The sequence below is a fragment of the Thioalkalivibrio sp. ALJ3 genome, from assembly GCF_000377205.1.
Classification (GTDB): Bacteria; Pseudomonadota; Gammaproteobacteria; order Ectothiorhodospirales; family Ectothiorhodospiraceae; genus Thioalkalivibrio.
This window is the reverse complement of record NZ_KB897905.1, coordinates 501,411-519,503: the sequence shown is the minus strand read 5'-3', so window position 1 is coordinate 519,503 and position 18,093 is coordinate 501,411. Positions and strand designations below refer to the sequence as shown.

Annotated in this window: 15 protein-coding genes; 9 read left to right on the top strand and 6 right to left on the bottom strand. The window is 64.8% G+C overall.

Annotated elements, in window-relative coordinates; all coding sequences use genetic code 11:
- The first annotated feature begins 81 nt into the window (after positions 1 to 81).
- Together gpmI and C935_RS0102505 are read left to right on the top strand one after the other, a co-directional pair.
- On the top strand, positions 82 to 1,632 hold the full coding sequence (gene gpmI / locus C935_RS0102510; RefSeq protein ID WP_018860936.1) for a 2,3-bisphosphoglycerate-independent phosphoglycerate mutase: 1,551 nt from the start codon (positions 82 to 84) through the stop codon (positions 1,630 to 1,632).
- Between the two features lie 8 nt (positions 1,633 to 1,640).
- Positions 1,641 to 1,997, top strand: coding sequence for a cupin domain-containing protein (locus C935_RS0102505; RefSeq protein ID WP_018860935.1), 357 nt, complete (start codon positions 1,641 to 1,643; stop codon positions 1,995 to 1,997).
- Between the two features lie 15 nt (positions 1,998 to 2,012).
- Here C935_RS0102505 and C935_RS0102500 read toward each other — a convergent pair whose 3' ends face one another.
- Positions 2,013 to 3,698, bottom strand: a complete 1,686-nt coding sequence (locus C935_RS0102500; protein ID WP_018860934.1) for a serine/threonine-protein kinase — start codon at positions 3,696 to 3,698, stop codon at positions 2,013 to 2,015.
- A gap of 14 nt (positions 3,699 to 3,712) precedes the next feature.
- Positions 3,713 to 4,246: an FHA domain-containing protein gene (locus tag C935_RS0102495; RefSeq protein WP_018860933.1), complete on the bottom strand. Its 534-nt coding sequence runs from the start codon at positions 4,244 to 4,246 to the stop codon at positions 3,713 to 3,715.
- A 132-nt stretch (positions 4,247 to 4,378) separates the two neighbouring features.
- Between C935_RS0102495 and C935_RS0102490 the strand changes: the two genes are divergently transcribed.
- Both C935_RS0102490 and C935_RS0102485 read left to right on the top strand, forming a co-directional pair.
- Complete coding sequence (locus C935_RS0102490) at positions 4,379 to 4,753, top strand: DUF5362 family protein (protein ID WP_018860932.1); 375 nt, start codon at positions 4,379 to 4,381, stop codon at positions 4,751 to 4,753.
- A gap of 121 nt (positions 4,754 to 4,874) precedes the next feature.
- Positions 4,875 to 5,972, top strand: coding sequence for a diguanylate cyclase (locus tag C935_RS0102485; protein WP_018860931.1), 1,098 nt, complete (start codon positions 4,875 to 4,877; stop codon positions 5,970 to 5,972).
- 158 nt (positions 5,973 to 6,130) lie between these two features.
- On the opposite strand, the gene C935_RS0102480 is transcribed toward C935_RS0102485, so the two are convergent.
- Together C935_RS0102480 and thiC are read right to left on the bottom strand one after the other, a co-directional pair.
- Positions 6,131 to 6,745 carry a hypothetical protein gene (locus C935_RS0102480; protein WP_018860930.1) on the bottom strand — a complete coding sequence of 205 codons (615 nt, stop codon included), beginning with the start codon at positions 6,743 to 6,745 and terminating at the stop codon, positions 6,131 to 6,133.
- A 188-nt stretch (positions 6,746 to 6,933) separates the two neighbouring features.
- A complete protein-coding gene (thiC, locus tag C935_RS0102475) occupies positions 6,934 to 8,823 on the bottom strand; it encodes a phosphomethylpyrimidine synthase ThiC (protein WP_018860929.1) in 1,890 nt (629 codons plus the stop codon).
- Positions 8,824 to 9,396: 573 nt separating this feature from the next.
- Here thiC and C935_RS0102470 point away from each other — a divergent pair.
- The gene (locus tag C935_RS0102470; RefSeq protein WP_018860928.1) at positions 9,397 to 10,077 is read left to right on the top strand and encodes a TIGR00153 family protein; all 681 of its coding nucleotides are present in this window, start codon (positions 9,397 to 9,399) and stop codon (positions 10,075 to 10,077) included.
- A gap of 27 nt (positions 10,078 to 10,104) precedes the next feature.
- Positions 10,105 to 11,361, top strand: coding sequence for an inorganic phosphate transporter (locus C935_RS0102465; RefSeq protein WP_018860927.1), 1,257 nt, complete (start codon positions 10,105 to 10,107; stop codon positions 11,359 to 11,361).
- Positions 11,362 to 11,457: 96 nt separating this feature from the next.
- Here C935_RS0102465 and moaA read toward each other — a convergent pair whose 3' ends face one another.
- A complete protein-coding gene (gene moaA / locus C935_RS0102460; protein WP_018860926.1) occupies positions 11,458 to 12,462 on the bottom strand; it encodes a GTP 3',8-cyclase MoaA in 1,005 nt (334 codons plus the stop codon).
- A 229-nt stretch (positions 12,463 to 12,691) separates the two neighbouring features.
- Between moaA and C935_RS0102455 the strand changes: the two genes are divergently transcribed.
- The 3 genes from C935_RS0102455 (at position 12,692) to C935_RS0102445 (ending at position 17,436) form a co-directional block, all read left to right on the top strand.
- Positions 12,692 to 15,598 carry a molybdopterin oxidoreductase family protein gene (locus C935_RS0102455; RefSeq protein WP_018860925.1) on the top strand — a complete coding sequence of 969 codons (2,907 nt, stop codon included), beginning with the start codon at positions 12,692 to 12,694 and terminating at the stop codon, positions 15,596 to 15,598.
- A 67-nt stretch (positions 15,599 to 15,665) separates the two neighbouring features.
- Complete coding sequence (locus C935_RS0102450) at positions 15,666 to 16,361, top strand: 4Fe-4S dicluster domain-containing protein (RefSeq protein WP_018860924.1); 696 nt, start codon at positions 15,666 to 15,668, stop codon at positions 16,359 to 16,361.
- Positions 16,362 to 16,386: 25 nt separating this feature from the next.
- On the top strand, positions 16,387 to 17,436 hold the full coding sequence (locus tag C935_RS0102445; protein ID WP_018860923.1) for a DmsC/YnfH family molybdoenzyme membrane anchor subunit: 1,050 nt from the start codon (positions 16,387 to 16,389) through the stop codon (positions 17,434 to 17,436).
- 132 nt (positions 17,437 to 17,568) lie between these two features.
- Here C935_RS0102445 and C935_RS13315 read toward each other — a convergent pair whose 3' ends face one another.
- Positions 17,569 to 17,706: a hypothetical protein gene (locus tag C935_RS13315; protein WP_018860922.1), complete on the bottom strand. Its 138-nt coding sequence runs from the start codon at positions 17,704 to 17,706 to the stop codon at positions 17,569 to 17,571.
- Between the last annotated feature and the right edge of the window lie 387 nt (positions 17,707 to 18,093).

Below are 18,093 nucleotides of genomic sequence, written 5' to 3'. Positions count from 1 at the left end.
GGAATTCCTGTGGCGTCCATACGCGCATCGGAACTTGCTAAAATGCCCTGATAACCCATTGACCCAGGTAACGAACCCGCGATGGCCGACCCGCGTCCGACCCCCCGCCGCCCTGTCCTGCTGATCGTCATGGACGGGGTGGGCGTAAACCCCTCCAAGGTGAACAATGCCTATGCCGAGGCCAACACACCCCGCCTCGACGAGTACCTGTCCACCCATGCCCACACCACGCTGGATGCCTGTGGCCGCGCCGTCGGGTTGCCGGATGGCCAGATGGGCAACTCCGAGGTGGGGCACCTGACACTGGGCGCGGGCACCGTGATCAACCAGGATCTGGTGCGCATCGACGATGCCATTTCCGAAGGCAGCTTTTTCGAGAACGATGCCCTGGTCAGTGCGGCAAGAGCGGCCGCCAATAATGACCTGCCGCTACACCTGATCGGCCTGGTGTCCGATGGCGGCGTGCACTCCCATATCCGCCACCTGCGCGCGTTGGTCGAGATCTGCCAGCGTGAGGGCGCGCGCCCGATGGTCCACATGATCACCGACGGGCGCGATACGGCGCCGCGTTCCGCGCTCAATTACCTCGACCCGCTGGAAGAAGAACTCGCGAGTGCCGGCGGGGCCATCGCCACGGTTTGTGGCCGCTATTACGCCATGGATCGCGACAAGCGCTGGAGCCGCACCGAAAAGGCCTTCCGCGCGATCGCCTACGCCGAGGGCGAGCCCGCCAACTCTGCACGCGAGGCCATCGAGGCCGCCTACGCCGCCGGCGAGGACGACGAGTTCATCAATCCCCGCATTATCAATGGCGGGGCCCCGCTCGGACAGGATGCGGTCTGCGTGTTGTTCAACTTCCGCAACGACCGGCCGCGTCAGTTGACGGCGGCGCTGGGTCTGGACGACTTCGACGGCTTCGATCGGGGAGATTTCCGCCCGGTGGCCGAGACCTGTCTGACCGAGTACGACCCGCGATTTCTGTCGCCGATCGCCTTCCCGCCGGAGCGTCCTTCGACCACCCTGGGGAGCACCATTGCGTCGGCCGGCATCCCGCAGTTTCACTGCGCAGAGACCGAGAAGTACGCCCACGTCACCTTTTTCTTCAATGGCGGCAAGGAAGAACCGTACGCGGGTGAGCAGCGGGTAATGGTGCCCTCGCCGGCGGTGGATACCTACGACGAGCAGCCGGAGATGAGCGCGGTCGAGGTGGCCGACGAGACCATCCAGGCGATGGAGAGCGGTCGCTACGGCTTCATCCTGGTCAACTTTGCCAATGGCGACATGGTGGGCCATACGGCCAAGCGCGAGGCACTGATCGAGGCGGTGGAGGCGCTGGACCGCGAGGTCGGGCGCGTGCTGGACGCCGCGAAGGAGGCCGGGTATTCCGTGATCGTGACCGCCGACCACGGCAACTGCGACGAATATGTCGATCCGGTGACGGGCGACCCGCACACACAGCACACGATCTACCCGGTGATGTGCATGATCACCGACTCGCAGCGCTGGCGCCTGCGCACCGGTGGCGGCCTGGCCGATGTGGCCCCGACCGTTCTGGAGCTGATGGGCGTGCCCAAGCCTGCGGCGATGGGCGGGACCAGCCTGCTGCTCGAGGAAGTCCCGGAGCCCGCGTGAGGCGGATCATGCGCACGCGCTACACCGACATCCCGGCCTATGACACGAAGGACGGTTCCGAGATTCGCGAGCTGATGCACCCGGACAGCCACGGCAATGCGGCCCAGAGTCTGGCCGAAGCGGTCGTGGAGCCGGGTGCGACCACGCACCTGCATCGCCATGCGAAGACCGAGGAGCTCTATCACATTACCCGCGGACGCGGCGAAATGCGGCTCGGCGAGGAGACCTTCGAGGTGACCGTTGGGGATACCGTGTGCATCCATCCCGGCACCCCGCACAACATCCGCAACATCGGGGCCGAGCCACTGCATATCCTGTGCAGCTGCTCGCCGCCCTACTCGCACGACGACACCGAGCTTCTCTAGTCGGGGGCGCCTCGCTCAGGCGGGTGGATTGCGTTCCGAGCGTACAGGCTCGCCTTCTTCCTCCAGTACCAGTGTTCGCTCGCTGTCGGCCTCCGCATGCGGGTCCTGTCGTGGAGCCTGGCGCTGTTTCACCCGGGCTTCCAGCGAGTCCGCCATTGCGTTGTAGGCGGCGTATACCCGCTCGAAGTCATCGCTTCGCTGCGTGCGGATGCGCGTGTCCAGTCGACCCTGTCCGATCTGATCCAGGGCGCCGCGCAGGGTATCGAGGGGTGCCTGCAAGCGTCGGGCAAGCACATAGGCGCCGATCGACACGGCGAGCAGCGTCACCAGTGCCAGCAACGTCAGGGCTAGCAGTGTGGTCTGATTGGCGGCGCGCAGCGAGCGGGTCGAAAGCCCCACCTGCAGCCGCCCGATCTCCATCTCCTGGAAACGCACCGGCGCCTCGAACACGAACATCTCGCGTCCGTCCGGGCCCTCCCTGGCCCAGATCGCCTGTTCCGCGCGTCGGGTCAGCAGGTCTTCGTCGGGAGGGGACTCAAACGCACCGCCAAGCGATGCGTCATCGCTGCTCGCCACCACCCGTCCCCGGTGGTCGGCCACACTCAACAGCGCGATCTCGCGATTGTTCTGCATGTCGCGCAGCCGCCCCTGTACGGCAACAGCATCCTCCAGCAGCAGGTCTTCCGCACTCTCCACCGAGATGATCTGCGCCAGTGTGGCGCCGTAGTCAAAGGCCAGGTCGGTGAGCACCTCGTTTTGTTTTTGCTGTACGAGGGTGCCGGCGAACAGCAGGGTGATGGCTACCGTCGCCCCGAGTATCGCGGGCCAGCGCCAACGCAAGGGGATGATCCGTCGGCCGGCTCCGGCACGCTCGCGTTCCAAGCGCTCTTCATCGATGCGTTGCAGGTCCACCAGCAGTTCCCCGGCCGACTGGTAGCGCTGCTCTGGCTGCTTCTCCAGCAGGCGTTCGACCAGGTCGATCAACTCGGGCGGACAATCCCGGACAACCGGCCGCAAGGGCGGTGCCGGGTCGCGCACCACTCGGGTCAGTAGTCCCTCCACCTCGTGTCCGCGAAATGGTGTCGAACCCGTGAGCAGCTCATACAGGACGACGCCCACCGAGTAGAGGTCCGCGCGGGCATCGGTGGGCCGGCCGCGAATTTGCTCCGGAGCCATGTAGTGGGGCGAGCCCGCGACATAGCCGTCCGAGTCGGCTCGCCAGGCGGGGTCGTTCAGCGTCTGGGCGATACCGAAGTCCATCACCTTGATGTTCACCGTGGCGCTGGTGACGAGGATGTTCTCCGGCTTGATGTCGCGATGCACCACACCATTGCGATGGGCGTAATCCAGCGCCTCGGTCAGCTGGATCGCGATCTTCAACACGTTGCGCAGCAGCAGCGGCCGAAACTGGCTGGCGAATGCGGCGAGCGTGATGCCGTCCAGCAGTTCCATTGCGATGAACGGGCGATCGTCGGACTCGCCGACGTCGAAAATCGTCACGATCCCCGGGTGGGTCAGCGTACCCGCCGCGCGGGCCTCGGCCAGAAACCGTCGGCGATACTCGGGCCGGCTGGCGTAGTCATCCTGAAGGCACTTGATCGCGAGTTCGCGCCGAATCTCCGGGTCGTAACCGCGATAGATCACGGCCATGGCCCCGCGGCCGATCTCCTCGCCTACGCCGTAGCGACCGATCCGCTGCACGCCGGGCTGCTCGCTCAGGTGCTCTCGAGGAGGACGCGCGCGACTGCGGCGAGCACGAGGATGGCGACTGCCAGTCCGATCCAGCGCCAGGAAGATCGCCGCACGCCACTGGTGGGCACCACCTCCGAACCATCATCGCGATGCCGGAAGATGAATTCCGCGCGCCCGAAGCGAACATGGTCGCCATCGTTCAATGTGGCCTCGTGGACCTTGCGCTCGTTGACCCAGGTGCCGTTCGTCGAGAGCAGGTTGACCACGCGGCAGGCCCCGCTGTCATTGACCAGCCAGGCGTGCTGGGACGAGACACTGTCCTCCTGCAGCACGATGTCGTTGTCCCCCTGGCGGCCAACCGACTGCTTGCCGGGCTTGAGGGTCAGGCGCTGCTGGCGGAAGGGGCCGACGACACCCACCAGCACGGGGTGTCCGCCGGGCGGGGTGTGCGATTGTTCTTCGCTGGTTTCAGTCTCGGGGAGCGCTGCGCCCTGGAACAGCATGGTCCCCTGCGGCCCACTACGCTCGCGCCCCTTGTCTCGTCCCTGATCACTCATGCGGCCTCCATTGCGCAGCTACGGTAGTACCCGCCCGAGTATGCCCTTCGCTCCCATGGCGAACAATGCACGGCGCGTCGGCCGTGCTGCTATGCTCGAAGGCGCGCCAACACAACAGCCAGGAGTATTCGCATGGAAGCAGATTCCGCAGCCAACCCGCAGCTTCGCGAGTTGATCGAACCACTGGTTCGGGGCAAGTTCTGGATGCAGTTGATCGGCGTGATGCTGATCATCTCGGGTGTGCTTACCGCCCTGTCCATTGTCGGCATCCTGATTGCCTGGATCCCGATCTGGGCCGGAGTGGTACTGATGCAGGCGGCAGGCGCCTCGCAGCGCGCCTTCGACAGCGCCGACCCGCTGGAGATCAAGTACGCACTGAGCCGACTGCGAATCTACTTCACCATCTTCGGAGTGCTGCTGCTGATCTATTTGATCCTGATGGTCGTCGGTATGCTTTTCGGTATCGGCATGATGGGCTTGGGCGGTATGGCCGCCGGCGCTATGTAATCGCGGTTTCAGAGGCTCGCCACTTTCAACGAGCATGCCTCGCCCAGACCTGTTCGTTGGGTGCGCGGGGGAAGTGCAGGGCCGGGTATTTGCGCGCCCGAACAACGAAAGGAGTCGGCGATTGGGTAGCACCAGGCGCCTGCGGGCCCTGAGGGATCCGCTGCACCAGGAAGACTTGACCGTCCGGCGGGCGTTCGATACCTGGCATCGCCAGGTGCGCATCCCGCAGGTCCGTTACATCGCGCTTCTGACGGCCCTGATGTACTTCCTGTTCAGCGCCGTCGAGCAGTCGGTGGCGACCGACCTGCACAGCGCGAGGCTGCTCGCTCATGCGGCCCTGGTGCCCGGAATGCTGCTGGCGGTGGCCGCGATGAGCTTCCGGGCATCCCTGCAGCGGCCGATGTGGGCCCTGCTGATGGTGGCGCCGGTCGTCGCGAATGGCGCCAATCTCTATCTCAATACGGGATCGCCGCAGTTCCTGGTGTTCGCCCCCGAGATCTATCTCAGCATCATGTGGACCTTTGCAATATCGGGTCTGCCCCTGCGTCAGGCATCCATTGCCGCGATCGCAATCGTTGCGTTGGTGATTGCGGCTGCCTTCCACCAACCCATGCAGGGCGAATTGATACAGCTGCATCTACTGTGGGTGCTGGCCGCCTTCTCGTTTGGCGGACTCAGTGCCTTCATTCTGGAGCGCGCCCGCAAGCACACCTTCCTGCAACAACGCCAGCTCGAGCGTTCCGCGCAGATCGACGAACTGACCTCGTTGTCGAACCGGGCGCACACCGAACAACTGTTCGAGGAGGAACGTGCCCGTACCGAACGCTATGGCCAGCCGTTTTCCGTGATCCTGATCGACATTGACCACTTCAAGGCGGTGAACGATACCTGGGGCCACAATGCCGGCGACAGGGTGCTACGGCAGTTCGCCGACCTGCTGCGCCAGAATCTGCGGAAGGTGGATGCCATTGGCCGGATTGGCGGCGAGGAGTTCTTCGTGCTGCTGCCGCAAACCGATATCGCGCAGGCGCAGGTGGCTGCCCGCGACCTGCAGGCCCGGATCAATGCCTTCGACTTCGACACGGTAGGCCGGCGGACGGCAAGCTTCGGCGTGACCGAACACCGTCCGGGCGAACGTATGGTCGACACCTTCGATCGGGCCGACCAGGCCCTGTACGCGGCCAAGAAGAACGGCCGCAACCGCCTAGAGGTACGCTGATCAAGGAGACTCGTACACAGTAGTGTCGGACTCTGGATGTGAGCATGCCTCGCGGTGGGGCCACCAGGGCGAACACCGAGGCCGCACTCCCGCTGCCGAGAGTCCTTGCAAGCCGCATTGAGTCGGATCAGACGGCGGCTGGTGAGCCAAGTCGCGCGTTATCGGGGGCCGAAGTGGAAGCGTAGTCCGGTGGCGATGAAATTGGAGCCGCTGGCGTCGCTGACCACACCAAAGACGCCGGAACGGTGATGGATGCGCAGGAAGGCTTCCCAGGAACTGTCCCGCGACGCGGGAGGGGCGAAGGCGATTTCGGCCATCATGAATGCCTGTGTGCGGCTGGGGCGGCTATCTTCGATGACTGGCTCGCCGAAGGCACGCGAGGGGCCTATGCCCCAGGCAGCCGAGGTGTCCACCAGGTGGTCCCAGGGGAAACGGGTCCAGCGGAGGTTGGCGGCCGCGTTCAGTTCGAAGTGATCCTGCTGACCCCAGTGCCGGGCGACGTTGACCTCGCCTTCGAGATGCAGGTGGTCACCGAAGCGGTGCAGGCGGCGGGAGATGCCGACCGCCGCCAGGTGCGAGTCCTGCATCTCGGTCTGGAAACGGAGGATTTCGACGAAGCGGGTGTCGGTCCAGCGCGCGCCATAGGCGAAGACCGAGGTTTCCGCCCACTGTCGGGCCATCCCGTCTTCCTCGGCCGCGGCCGTCCCGACCTGACAGACGGCCAGCACCGCGGCAAGGGCAATGGCGCTACGAAGGCAACGGGTGGTCGCCATGCCGTACTCCTCCCGGCAGCCGATTGATGCTGGGCGCAGTACACAAAGCGTAGACGCCCCACCTGTCTGGAGCCAGTGACGGGTTGCGCTTAACGACCGATCGGTAGCGCTTCCTTGCGAATTTGGTATCAGTTCTCGATTCTGGCTGGCCTGCTCTGTCTGGCCAGCCAGATTTCGTTAACGGACCGTCAGGCCTTCCGGTAGATCTCCGCGCCCTTCTCGACGAATTCCACCGCCTTCTCCTGCATGCCCTTCTGCAGGGCCTCGTCCGCGCTGATGCCCTGCGCCGCGGCGTAGTCGCGCACGTCCTGGGTGATCTTCATCGAGCAGAAGTTCGGCCCGCACATGGAGCAGAAGTGGGCGACTTTGTGCGCCTCCTTCGGCAGGGTCTCGTCGTGGAATTCGCGCGCGCGCTCCGGGTCCAGTGCCAGGTTGAACTGGTCCTCCCAGCGGAACTCGAAGCGCGCCTTGCTGAGTGCGTTGTCCTGCAGTTGCGCGCCGGGGAAGCCCTTGGCCAGATCGGCGGCATGGGCAGCGATCTTGTAGGTGATGATGCCGTCGCGCACGTCCTGCTTGTTGGGCAGGCCCAAATGTTCTTTCGGTGTCACGTAGCAGAGCATCGCGGTGCCGTACCAGCCGATGTTGGCCGCGCCGATGCCGGAGGTGATGTGGTCGTAGGCCGGGGCGATGTCGGTCACCAGTGGGCCGAGGGTGTAGAACGGCGCCTCGAAGCAGTCCTCCAGCTCCTTGTCGACGTTCTCCTTGACCTTTTGCAGCGGGACGTGGCCGGGGCCCTCGATCATCACCTGCACGTCCTGCGCCCAGGCCTTCTGCGTCAGCTCGCCCAGGGTCTCCAGCTCGCCGAACTGGGCGGCGTCGTTGGCGTCGGCCAGGCAGCCGGGGCGCAGGCCGTCGCCCAGCGAGAAGGAGACATCGAACGCCTTCATGATCTCGCAGATCTCGTCGAAGTGGGTGTAGAGGAAGTTCTCCTGGTGATGCGCCAGGCACCACTTGGCCATGATCGATCCGCCGCGGGAGACGATGCCGGTCACGCGGTCGGCGGTCAGCGGTACGTACTGCAGGCGCACGCCGGCATGAATGGTGAAGTAGTCCACGCCCTGCTCGGCCTGCTCGATCAGGGTGTCGCGGAACAGCTCCCAGGTCAGGTCCTCGGGCTTGCCGTCGACCTTCTCCAGCGCCTGGTAGATCGGCACGGTGCCGATCGGTACCGGCGAGTTGCGCAGGATCCACTCGCGGGTCTCGTGGATGTTCTTGCCGGTGGACAGGTCCATCAGGGTGTCACCGCCCCAGCGCGCGGACCACACGAGTTTTTCAACCTCCTCCTCGATCGAGGAGGTGACCGCGGAGTTGCCGATGTTGGTGTTCACCTTCACCCGGAAGTTGCGGCCGATGATCATCGGCTCGAGCTCGGGGTGATTGATGTTCGCCGGGATGATCGCGCGGCCGCGGGCGATCTCCTCGCGCACGAACTCGGGGGTGATTTCTTCCGGAATCGAGGCGCCGAAGGACTCGCCGGCGTGCTGGCGCAGCAGCTTCTGGTAGCGCGGGTCGGCGCGCAGCGCCTCGAGGCGGTTGTTCTCCCGGATCGCGACGTACTCCATCTCCGGGGTGATGATGCCCTTCCGGGCGTAGTGCATCTGCGAGACGTTCGCGCCGGCCTTCGCGCGGCGCGGCGGGCGGATGTGCTCGAAGCGCAGGCTCGCCAGCTCCGGGTCGGCGGCGCGGGCGCGGCCGTACTCCGAGCTAGGGCCGTCCAGCCACTCGGTGTCGCCGCGTTCGTCGATCCAGCCGCCGCGCAGGTCCGGCAGTCCGCGGGTCAGGTCGATACTCGCCTCTGGATCGGTGTAGGGGCCGGAGGTGTCGTAGACCGGGATTGGCGGATTGTCCTCGGGCGTGCCGGAGGTCATCGTCGGTGTCTGCGCGACCTCGCGATACGGCACGCGGATGTCCGCGCGCGAACCCTCGACGTAGCATTTCTCGGAGTTCGGGAACGGGCGGGTGACTTCTGCGGAGACCTCGGCGGTCTTGCGGGCAAACGACTCGGGGATGGCGCTCATGATTGGACCTCTGCTGTCGCGTGAGGCGAAGGGAGCGCGGGCAGGGCGATCGCGGGAGCAGGAACCCCGGGTACAGCAGACCGTTGACCGAGCTTCCCTCCGCCGGTGTTAACCGGTTCAGGTGCGGGGAAACACGGACCAATGTACACGCTCGCGCTCGAGTCGCTTTTGCGTGCGAACAAGGCGCGGCGACTGCCGTGCAGTCATTCTGCACAAGGGAGCCGCAACGCCGTGCGCGCGCCCGCTTTTGATCAACAACGGGCGGCCAAGCCCCCTCGTTGATTAAGTTGCGGGTTGGTGCCCCAGGTTCCCCGATCCTGCGTTGCACCGCTTGCGGGTAGAACCACTACCCGCTGCACGGCGCGCCTTGTCTCGGAAAACCTGAGGCACCAACGCGAGCGTGTACATTGGTCCGTGTTTCCCTAGGGGACTCTCTCAGCCCGGCACATGGCGCGGGCACCCCCAGCTCTGATCGCGAGTGTAGCGCACGCGGCGCGCATTCGCCTGCAGGGGACAGGGTATCGAGGGTTGTTTTGCGGTACATTGCGCCTTTGTGACATTCTTCGCGCCGCCATGAGCCCCAAGAACTTCGTCTTCGAACTGTTTGGCCGTTCGCCGGTGCGCCCCTTGCAGGCGCACATGGAGAAGGTTCGTGCCTGCATCGCCGAGCTCCCGCCGTTCATCGAGGCCATGGCCCGGGACGACTGGGATACTGCGCGCGCTCAGCAGCGGAAGATCGTCAAGCTCGAACACGAGGCGGACCGCCTGAAGAAGGATCTGCGGCTGCACCTGCCCAAGGGGATGATGCTGGCGATGTCGCGGCGCGACGTGCTCGATACCCTGCTGATCCAGGACCGTATCGCGAACATGGCCAAGGACATCGCGGGGTTGATGCTCGGACGTCAGATGCAGTTCCCGGCCAATATGCAGGATCCGTTGCAACGCTTTCTGGACCGCAGTGTGGATGCGGTGAATCAGGCTGGCCGTGCGGTCGACGAGCTCGACGAACTGGTCGAGGCGGGCTTTCGCGGGCACGAGGTCGAGGTGGTCAATGACATCCTGACCGAGCTCGACCAGATCGAGCACGAATCCGACGAGGCGCAACGCGAGGTGCGCGAGATCCTGTTTGCCCAGGAGGCGGAGCTGCCCCCGGTGAACGTGATGTTCATGTACCGCGTGATTGACTCCATTGGCGAGCTGGCCGATCTGGCCCAGCGCGTGGGCAGCCGCCTGCAACTGATGCTGGCCAAGTAAACACCGCCACCAACTGACGCAGACGGCATGGAATACGACACCCTGTTGCTCGGCCTTGCAGTCATCTTCGGGCTCTTCATGGCCTGGGGCATCGGCGCCAACGATGTCGCCAATGCGATGGGTACCTCGGTCGGCTCGCGGGCCCTCAACATTCGCCAGGCGGTCTTTGTGGCCGCGGTGTTCGTGTTCGCCGGGGCCTGGCTGGCGGGCGGCGAGGTCACGCAGACCATCCGTAGCGGGATGGTGGACTCGGCTCTGCTTGCGGACAGTCCCTCGTTACTGGTCTTCGGCATGCTCGCGGCCCTGGCGGCAGCGGGCACCTGGCTATTGACCGCCTCCTATTTCGGCTGGCCGGTCTCCACCACGCACTCCATCATCGGCGCGATCATCGGCTTTGCGGTGGTGGGCCTCGGATTCGAGGTGGTGCGCTGGGAGCGCGTCGGGACCATCGCGATCTCCTGGGTGCTTTCGCCGATGATCGGCGGCATGATCGCCTTCGCGCTGTTCCGCAGCATTCAGCTGCTGATCCTGGATACCGTCGACCCCCTGAAAAACGCCAAGCGCTGGGCCCCGCTGTACATCTTCCTGACGGCCCTCGTCACCGCGCTGGTCACGATGTTCAAGGGGCTGACGCATGTCGGGTTGGACCTGACCACCGCGCAGGCCTACGGGTTTGCCGTGCTGATCAGCCTGGGAGTGGTGGCGGTTGGGCTCCTCGCGATTCGGCGCCTGCGTTTCGAGGAGATCTCCCCGCAAGCCCATGGCTCGCATTTCAGCGATGTCGAGAAGGTCTTCGGCGTGATGATGGTCGTGACCGGCTGCGCGATGGCCTTTGCGCTGGGCTCCAACGACGTGGCGAACGCGGTCGGGCCGCTGGCGGCGGTGGTGGATGTGATCCACACCGGCGAGGTGGACCCGGAGACCGTGGTGCCGATGTGGGTGCTGTTGCTGGGTGGTTTCGGGATCGTCTTCGGGCTGTTCACCTATGGCCACAAGGTGATCGCCACGGTTGGCACCGGCATCACCCAGCTCACCCCGAGCCGCGGTTACGCGGCCACTGCGGCGGCGGCCGCAACCGTCGTGCTGGCCTCCGGTACCGGGCTGCCGATCTCCACTACCCATACGCTGGTGGGGGCAATCCTCGGTGTTGGCATGGCGCGCGGGATCGCGGCGATCGACCTGCGCCTGGTGCGCATGATCTTCATGTCCTGGATCGTGACCCTGCCGGCCGGGGCGATCCTCGCCATCGTGTTCTTCTTCATCCTGCGCGGGGTGCTCAGCTAGTCACCGTGGTGGCCGGGCCCTGAACAAGAAAGGCCCGTCCAGCGAGATGGACCTTTCTTGTTGGGGTTCTTGTTGCGGTGAGCTCTCGCGGTGGTGTCAGCCGCCGGTCATGGACATGAAGCGCATGACCTTCTCCGGGCGTTCCGAGAACTCGTGACGCTCGGGCTTCAGGTTGATCGCCTGGATCACCAGTTCTTCGAGTTCCGCATCGCTGCAGCCTTCACGCAGGTAGGGGCGCAGGTTCAGGCTGTGGTCGTTGCCCAGGCAGGTGTAGATGGTGCCGTCGACCGACAGGCGTACGCGGTTGCAGGTGTCGCAGAAGTGCTGTGAGATCGGCGTGATGAAGCCGATGCGCACGTCGGTATCCGGGATCTGCATGTAGCGGGCCGGGCCGCCGCCGGGCATCACGCCGGGTACCAGGTTGTAGCGCTGTTCCAGGCGGGCGCGCACGTCCTGCAGGTTCACGTAGTGACCCTCTTTCGCCTCGCGCCCGGTATCGCCCATCGGCATGGTCTCGATGAAGCGCAGGGTGAAGCCGTGTTCGATGCAGAAGTCGACCATGTCCTCGACCTCCGGCTCGTTGATCCCGCCCATTACCACCATGTTGATCTTGATCGGGTCGAGCCCGGCGGCCTTGGATGCCATCAGGCCGTCCAGGACCTTTTCCAGCTTCCCGCCGGTGATCTCCTTGAAGACCTCGGGCTTGAGCGAGTCGAGGCTGACGTTGATGCGGGCCACGCCGGCATCCTTCAACTCCTGGGCATGGCGCGCCATGCGCGTGGCATTGGTGGACAGCGAGATGTCGTCGATGCCGGGCAGGGCGTTCAGGCGTGCGGCCAGGTCCGGGAGGTTCTTGCGGACCAGCGGCTCGCCGCCGGTCAGGCGCACGCGGCGGGTGCCAAGCCGCCCGAAGGCCCCCATCACGCGTTCGATCTCGTCGAAGCTCAGCCAGTGCTCCGGCTCCTCGAAGTCACGAAAGCCCTTGGGCATGCAGTAGAAGCAGCGCAGGTCGCAGCGGTCGGTGACCGAGAGACGGACATATTCGATACGGCGGCCGAAGGCGTCGACCAGCGCATTCTCGTCCTTGAGTCGTTCTTCCATGGGGTGTCCCGTCCTGCCGATGGGGGCGATATGTTTCATGGTACACATCGTAGACCACTTTTCCGTGATTGCCACAACAAGGCCCCAGATTCGACGTGGCAATAAATAAATTCTCTCGTAGATTATTTTTGCTTATTTCTAGATAAGAACTTTTCGTTGGCCAAAAGTCCGCTTTATGGCCAATATGCCGAGCGTGAATAAGCAAACCATAATCTATGGGGTCGCCTGAATGAGTGCCTTACCCGAGTTCGAGAACCACAGCGAGCAGGAGATCAAGTACACCACCTGCTACATGTGTGCCTGCCGCTGCGGCATCAAGGTTACGGTCCAGAACAACAAGGTCCGCTATATCCAGGGCAACCGGCACCACCCGATCAACAAGGGTGTGCTCTGCGCCAAGGGCAACGCCGGCATCATGAAGCAGCAGTCCCCGGCGCGCCTGCACCAGCCGATGCGCCGCAAGCCGGGCACCGAGCGTGGCGCCGGCGAGTTCGAGCCGATCTCCTGGGACGAGGCCCTGGACATGCTGTCCACGCGTCTGCAGAAGATCCGCGAGACCGACCCGCGCAAGCTGGCGTTCTTCACCGGCCGCGACCAGATGCAGGCCCTGACCGGTCTTTGGGCGACCCAGTTCGGTACCTACAACTGGGCGGCCCACGGTGGTTTCTGCTCGGTCAACATGGCCACTGGCGGTCTGTACACCACCGGTTTCGCGTTCTGGGAATTCGGCGACCCCGACTGGGACCGCACCAAGTACCACATGCTCTGGGGCGTGGCGGAAGACCATGCCTCCAACCCGATCAAGATCGGGTTGGAGAAGCTCAAGCGCCGCGGCGGCAAGTTCGTCGCGATCAACCCGGTGCGCACCGGCTACCAGGCGATTGCCGACGAGTGGGTGGGCATCAAGCCCGGTACCGACGGCCTGTTCGCGTTGTCGATGCTGCACGTGTTGCTGAAGAACGACCAGTTCGACTGGGACTTCCTGGTGCGCTACACCAACGCCACCCAGCTGGTGGTGCAGACCCCGGGGCAGAAGGGCGATGGCCTGATCCTGCGTGACGAGGCCGGCAACCCGCTGGTCTGGGAACTGGAGCAGGAAGCGTTCGTCGACGGCACCCAGGTCGACATCAAGCCGGCGCTGTTCGGCGAGTACACCGCGCCCGACGGCCGCCCGGTCAAGACCGTGATGACGCTGCTGGCCGAGCGTTACCTGTCCGAGGAATATGCCCCGGAAAACACTGCGAAGATCACCGGCGTTCCGGCCGACCAGACCGAGCGCCTGGCCCTGGAGATGGCCCACGTCGCGTTCAAGGAGACGATCGAACTCGACATCGAGTGGACCGACTCCTGGGGCCGCAAGCACGACAAGGTGTTCGGCCGTCCGGTCTCCATGCACGCGATGCGCGGCATCTCCGCGCACTCCAACGGCTTCCAGACCTGCCGCGCGATCCATCTGCTGCAGATCATGCTGGGTTCGGTGGACTGCCCCGGCGGTCATCTGGCCAAGCCGCCGTATCCCAAGCACGTCCCGCCGGGCATCAAGCCGGCCAAGGAATGCGCGCCGAACACCCCGCTGAAGAGCCCGCCGCTCGGTTTTCCGACCGCGCCGGAGGACCTGGTCATCGATGACGACGGCAACCCACTGCGTATCGACAAGGCCTTCTCCTGGGATGCCCCGATCTCCAACCATGGCCTGATGCACATGGTGGTGACCAACGCGGTCAACGGCGATCCGTACCCGATCGACACGCTGATCTTCTTCATGGCGAACATGTCCTGGAACTCCTCGATGAATACCGCCGAGGTGATGGACATGCTGCGGGCCAAGGACGACAGCGGCGAGTACAAGATCCCGTTCCTGGTGGTCGCGGACGCGTTCCATTCGGAGACGGTCAACTTTGCCGATCTGGTGCTCCCGGACACGACCTATCTGGAGCGCTACGACACCATCTCCATGCTGGACCGTCCGATCTCCGAGCCGGCCGCGGCGGCGGACTCCATCCGCCACCCGATCCTCGAGGTCGATCGCGACGTGCGTCCGTGGCAGGAGGTGATGGTCGAGCTGGCCGGGCGTCTGAAGTTCCCGGCGTTCACCAACGATGACGGCAGCCGCAAGTTCGCGGACTACAAGGACTTCATCGTCAACTTCGAGAAGGAGCCGGGCATCGGCTTCCTGTCCGGCTACCGCGGCAAGGACGGCCAGACCCACCTGCGTGGCGAGCCGAACCCGAAGCAGTGGGAGGCGTACATCGAGAACCAGGGGTTCTTCGTGCATCACCTGGCGCCGAACCAGCAGTTCTACCGCTACGCGAACAAGGAGTACCTGGAGCTGGCCAAGCACGCCGGCTGGGTGGGCAAGACCGATCCGATCACGATCGAGCTCTACTCCGAGACCCAGCAGCGCTTCAAGCTGGCCGGCCAGGGCCTGTATGACGGCCCGCAGCCGACCAAGCAGGAGCACAAGGATCGCCTGACCCAGTTCTTCGATCCGCTGCCGATCTGGCACAAGCCGCTGGAGCAGACCCGGATCGACGAGGACGAGTACCCGTTCTACGCGGTCAACCAGCGCCCGATGTTCATGTACCACTCCTGGGATTCGCAGAACGCCTGGCTGCGCCAGATCTGCGCCCAGAACTACCTGTACATGAACCGCGGTAAGGCGGAGTCCATGGGCATTGAGGACCTGTCCTGGGTGTGGATGGAGTCGCACAACGGCCGTGTCCGCGTGCAGGTCAAGCTGATCGAGGGCTGCGAGCCGAGCACCGTCTGGACCTGGAACGCCATCGGCAAGCAGAAGGGTGCCTGGGGCCTCAAGCCGGATGCGAACGAGTCCAACAAGGGCTTCCTGATGAACCACCTGATCAGCGAGCTGCTGCCGAAGAAGGGCGATCCGGTGGACCAGATCACCAACTCCGATCCGGTGACCGGCCAGGCCGCGTGGTACGACCTGAAGGTCAAGATCACCCCGGCCGATCCGGAAGAGACCAGCACCTGGCCCGACTTCGAGACGGTCAAGCCGGCCCCCGGCATGACCGAGGCCCCGGACCAGTTGCGCTACGCCGCGCACAAGCCGGTGCACCTGAATCGTTCCATCCGTGACGTGCTGACCCGCGGCTCGCTGGACGAAGACCGCTAGGTATCACGGATCTGGGCCACGCCGCCGGCCCCGGCCGGCGGCCCGAGGAAATTTGAGGAGTAGTTGTATGCGACTTGGACTCGTAATCGACATGGACACCTGCGTGGGCTGCCACGCCTGTGCGGTGGCCTGCAAGCAGTGGAACACCAGTGGCACCACCGGTGCGCTGACCGACTATCGCCCGTACGGCGAGGACCCGAGCGGCGTCTGGTTCAACCGTGTGCGCCACTACGAGGTCGGGGACTACCCCAACAACAAGACCGTGAACATCCCGATGTCCTGCATGCACTGCCAGCATGCCGACTGCGTGAATGTCTGCCCGACCGGCGCCTCCTACAAGCGTCCGGAAGACGGCATCGTGCTGGTCGACCAGGACAAGTGCATGGGTTGCAACTACTGCGCCTGGGCCTGCCCCTATGGCGCGCGCGAGCTGGACCGCGAAGACGGCGTAATGAAGAAGTGCACCCTGTGCGTGGACCGCATCTACGACGAGCAGCTGCCGCCGGAAGAGCGCCAGCCCGCCTGCGTGATCACCTGCCCGGCCCATGCCCGGTTTTTCGGTGACTTCGACGACGACAACTCCGAGGTCAGCCGCCTGGTGCGCGAGCGCGGCGGTGTGAAGCAGATGCCGGAGCTGGGCTACAAGCCGGTCAACACCTATCTGCCCCCGCGTATCACCCGTCCCATTCCCATCGACGACGTGCGGGCCAACCGCGTGGTCAGCTCGGTGAAGGACTGGGTCAACAAGATGGTCGCGCGCTAGGCGCGGCCCGATCGGGAGAATTCATATGCATCCGGCATTTTCCGTCATCCTGTTTACCGTCATCTCCGGTGCCGGCTACGGCCTGTTCATCCTGCTGGCGGCCTTCCATCTCGCGGGCATCGGCCCGGCCATGAGCCATGGCGAGCTGCTGGCGCACGGCGCGGCGTCGCTGGGGATGATCACCCTGGGGCTGATGCTCTCCACCGGCCACCTGGCGAACAAGAAGAACGCCTGGCGCTCGTTCATGCGCTTCAAGACCTCCTGGCTGTCGCGCGAGGCCGTGTTCGCGGTGCTGTTCTATCCCTTCGCCGGGATCTATGGCCTGGGCGTCCTGCTGCAGGGCGCGGCCATCGGGCCACTGCCGGCACTGGCAGGGGTGATCGCCGCCGTGCTGGCCGTGATCACCCTGTTCTCCACCGGCATGATCTACGGTTGTCTGAAGACCATCCGCCAGTGGAATACCGCGCTGACCCCGGCCAACTACATCATGCTGGGCATCGCGACCGGCACCACGCTGTTTGCCGCGATTGCCACCGTGTTTGGCAATGCCACGACGCTGCATGCGGGTGTTGCGATGGTCGCGCTGGTCGCCGCCGCCGTGCTCAAGGGGATCTACTACTTCTGGATCTCGCGCGTGAACGGCCCGACGATCAACACCGCCACGACCTTCAACCGGGCCACCGTGCGTCTGCTGGATACCGGCCACACGGCCGGCACCTTCCTGACCGACGAGTTTGGCTACGACCCGCGCAAGGACACCATCGACAACGTGAAGATGGGTGTCTTCCTGCTCGGCTTTGTGGCCCCGGTCCTGGTGTTCGCGTCGATCCTGTCGGGTGCCCCGGCGGGCATCGCCTGGCTGGCGGCGGTCTCGAGCCTGATTGGCATCGGCATGGAACGCTGGTTGTTCTTCGCCGAGGCCAAGCACGTCGTGCGTCTGTACCACGGGGCCCAGACCTGCACCAACTCCCTGGCCGAGCCCGCTCGCGGCCGAGCCGCGGTTGCGCCGGCCACCGACCCGACCGACGCGCGCCGCTGGGAACTGGGGGATACCCCCGGGGGCTCCGGCTCGTAATGCCGGCCAGCTACCCGCGGTTATCCGGTATATTGCCGGTGAACCGCCGGGAGGTTGGGAAGCGAACACGCAACCAGAAACGGGCCAGAATCCTGGCCCGTTTCTTTATGGTGTACAGCAAACTCGGCTTTGTTACTTCGTCTTGTCGTCCTGTTCGTGCATGCCGTGCAGGATGAAGTATCCGACATACACGAAGAACGCCACGATGCCCACGAGGGTCAGGATCGTCAGGATTCCGATGGGCGATTGAAACATGATTTCCGTCAGCATCACGCTCTCCCGATTTCAGTGGTCACCCTCACGCTAGCGCCACTGCCGGGGCCTCGATTTGATCTGGATCAAGGGAGTGGTGGCATTTGCGGCTCAGGATGTTGGTGCGCCTGGTTGGTGGAGCGAGAGCCTGTTGGGAAGCACAACGATATTGCGCCCGAGAGGGTGAGCCGGGGTTTCGCGAAGCACGGCTTCGCGCCGGCGAACGCCCCGAGGCTATCGCCGAGGGGGTGACTTGCGATGCCGTGCCGCTGCGCAGGCCTTGATTCGACGGGGGCGCGGCGTTGGGCTCGGGGGTGTTCAGGCGTCGCGCCCGAGAGGATGGCTGCGCGACCTGCGGTCGCTTGGTCCTGCGGACCGGCACCGCCTGCGGCGGTACCGCGCGTC

Coding starts and splice junctions, on each gene's coding strand:
- gpmI (WP_018860936.1), top strand. CDS start 82: ATGGCCGACCCGCGTCCGACCCCCCGCCGCCCTGTCCTGCTGATCGTC.
- C935_RS0102505 (WP_018860935.1), top strand. CDS start 1,641: ATGCGCACGCGCTACACCGACATCCCGGCCTATGACACGAAGGACGGT.
- C935_RS0102495 (WP_018860933.1), bottom strand. CDS start 4,246: ATGAGTGATCAGGGACGAGACAAGGGGCGCGAGCGTAGTGGGCCGCAG.
- C935_RS0102490 (WP_018860932.1), top strand. CDS start 4,379: ATGGAAGCAGATTCCGCAGCCAACCCGCAGCTTCGCGAGTTGATCGAA.
- C935_RS0102480 (WP_018860930.1), bottom strand. CDS start 6,745: ATGGCGACCACCCGTTGCCTTCGTAGCGCCATTGCCCTTGCCGCGGTG.
- thiC (WP_018860929.1), bottom strand. CDS start 8,823: ATGAGCGCCATCCCCGAGTCGTTTGCCCGCAAGACCGCCGAGGTCTCC.
- C935_RS0102470 (WP_018860928.1), top strand. CDS start 9,397: ATGAGCCCCAAGAACTTCGTCTTCGAACTGTTTGGCCGTTCGCCGGTG.
- C935_RS0102465 (WP_018860927.1), top strand. CDS start 10,105: ATGGAATACGACACCCTGTTGCTCGGCCTTGCAGTCATCTTCGGGCTC.
- moaA (WP_018860926.1), bottom strand. CDS start 12,462: ATGGAAGAACGACTCAAGGACGAGAATGCGCTGGTCGACGCCTTCGGC.
- C935_RS0102455 (WP_018860925.1), top strand. CDS start 12,692: ATGAGTGCCTTACCCGAGTTCGAGAACCACAGCGAGCAGGAGATCAAG.
- C935_RS0102450 (WP_018860924.1), top strand. CDS start 15,666: ATGCGACTTGGACTCGTAATCGACATGGACACCTGCGTGGGCTGCCAC.
- C935_RS0102445 (WP_018860923.1), top strand. CDS start 16,387: ATGCATCCGGCATTTTCCGTCATCCTGTTTACCGTCATCTCCGGTGCC.
- C935_RS13315 (WP_018860922.1), bottom strand. CDS start 17,706: ATGCTGACGGAAATCATGTTTCAATCGCCCATCGGAATCCTGACGATC.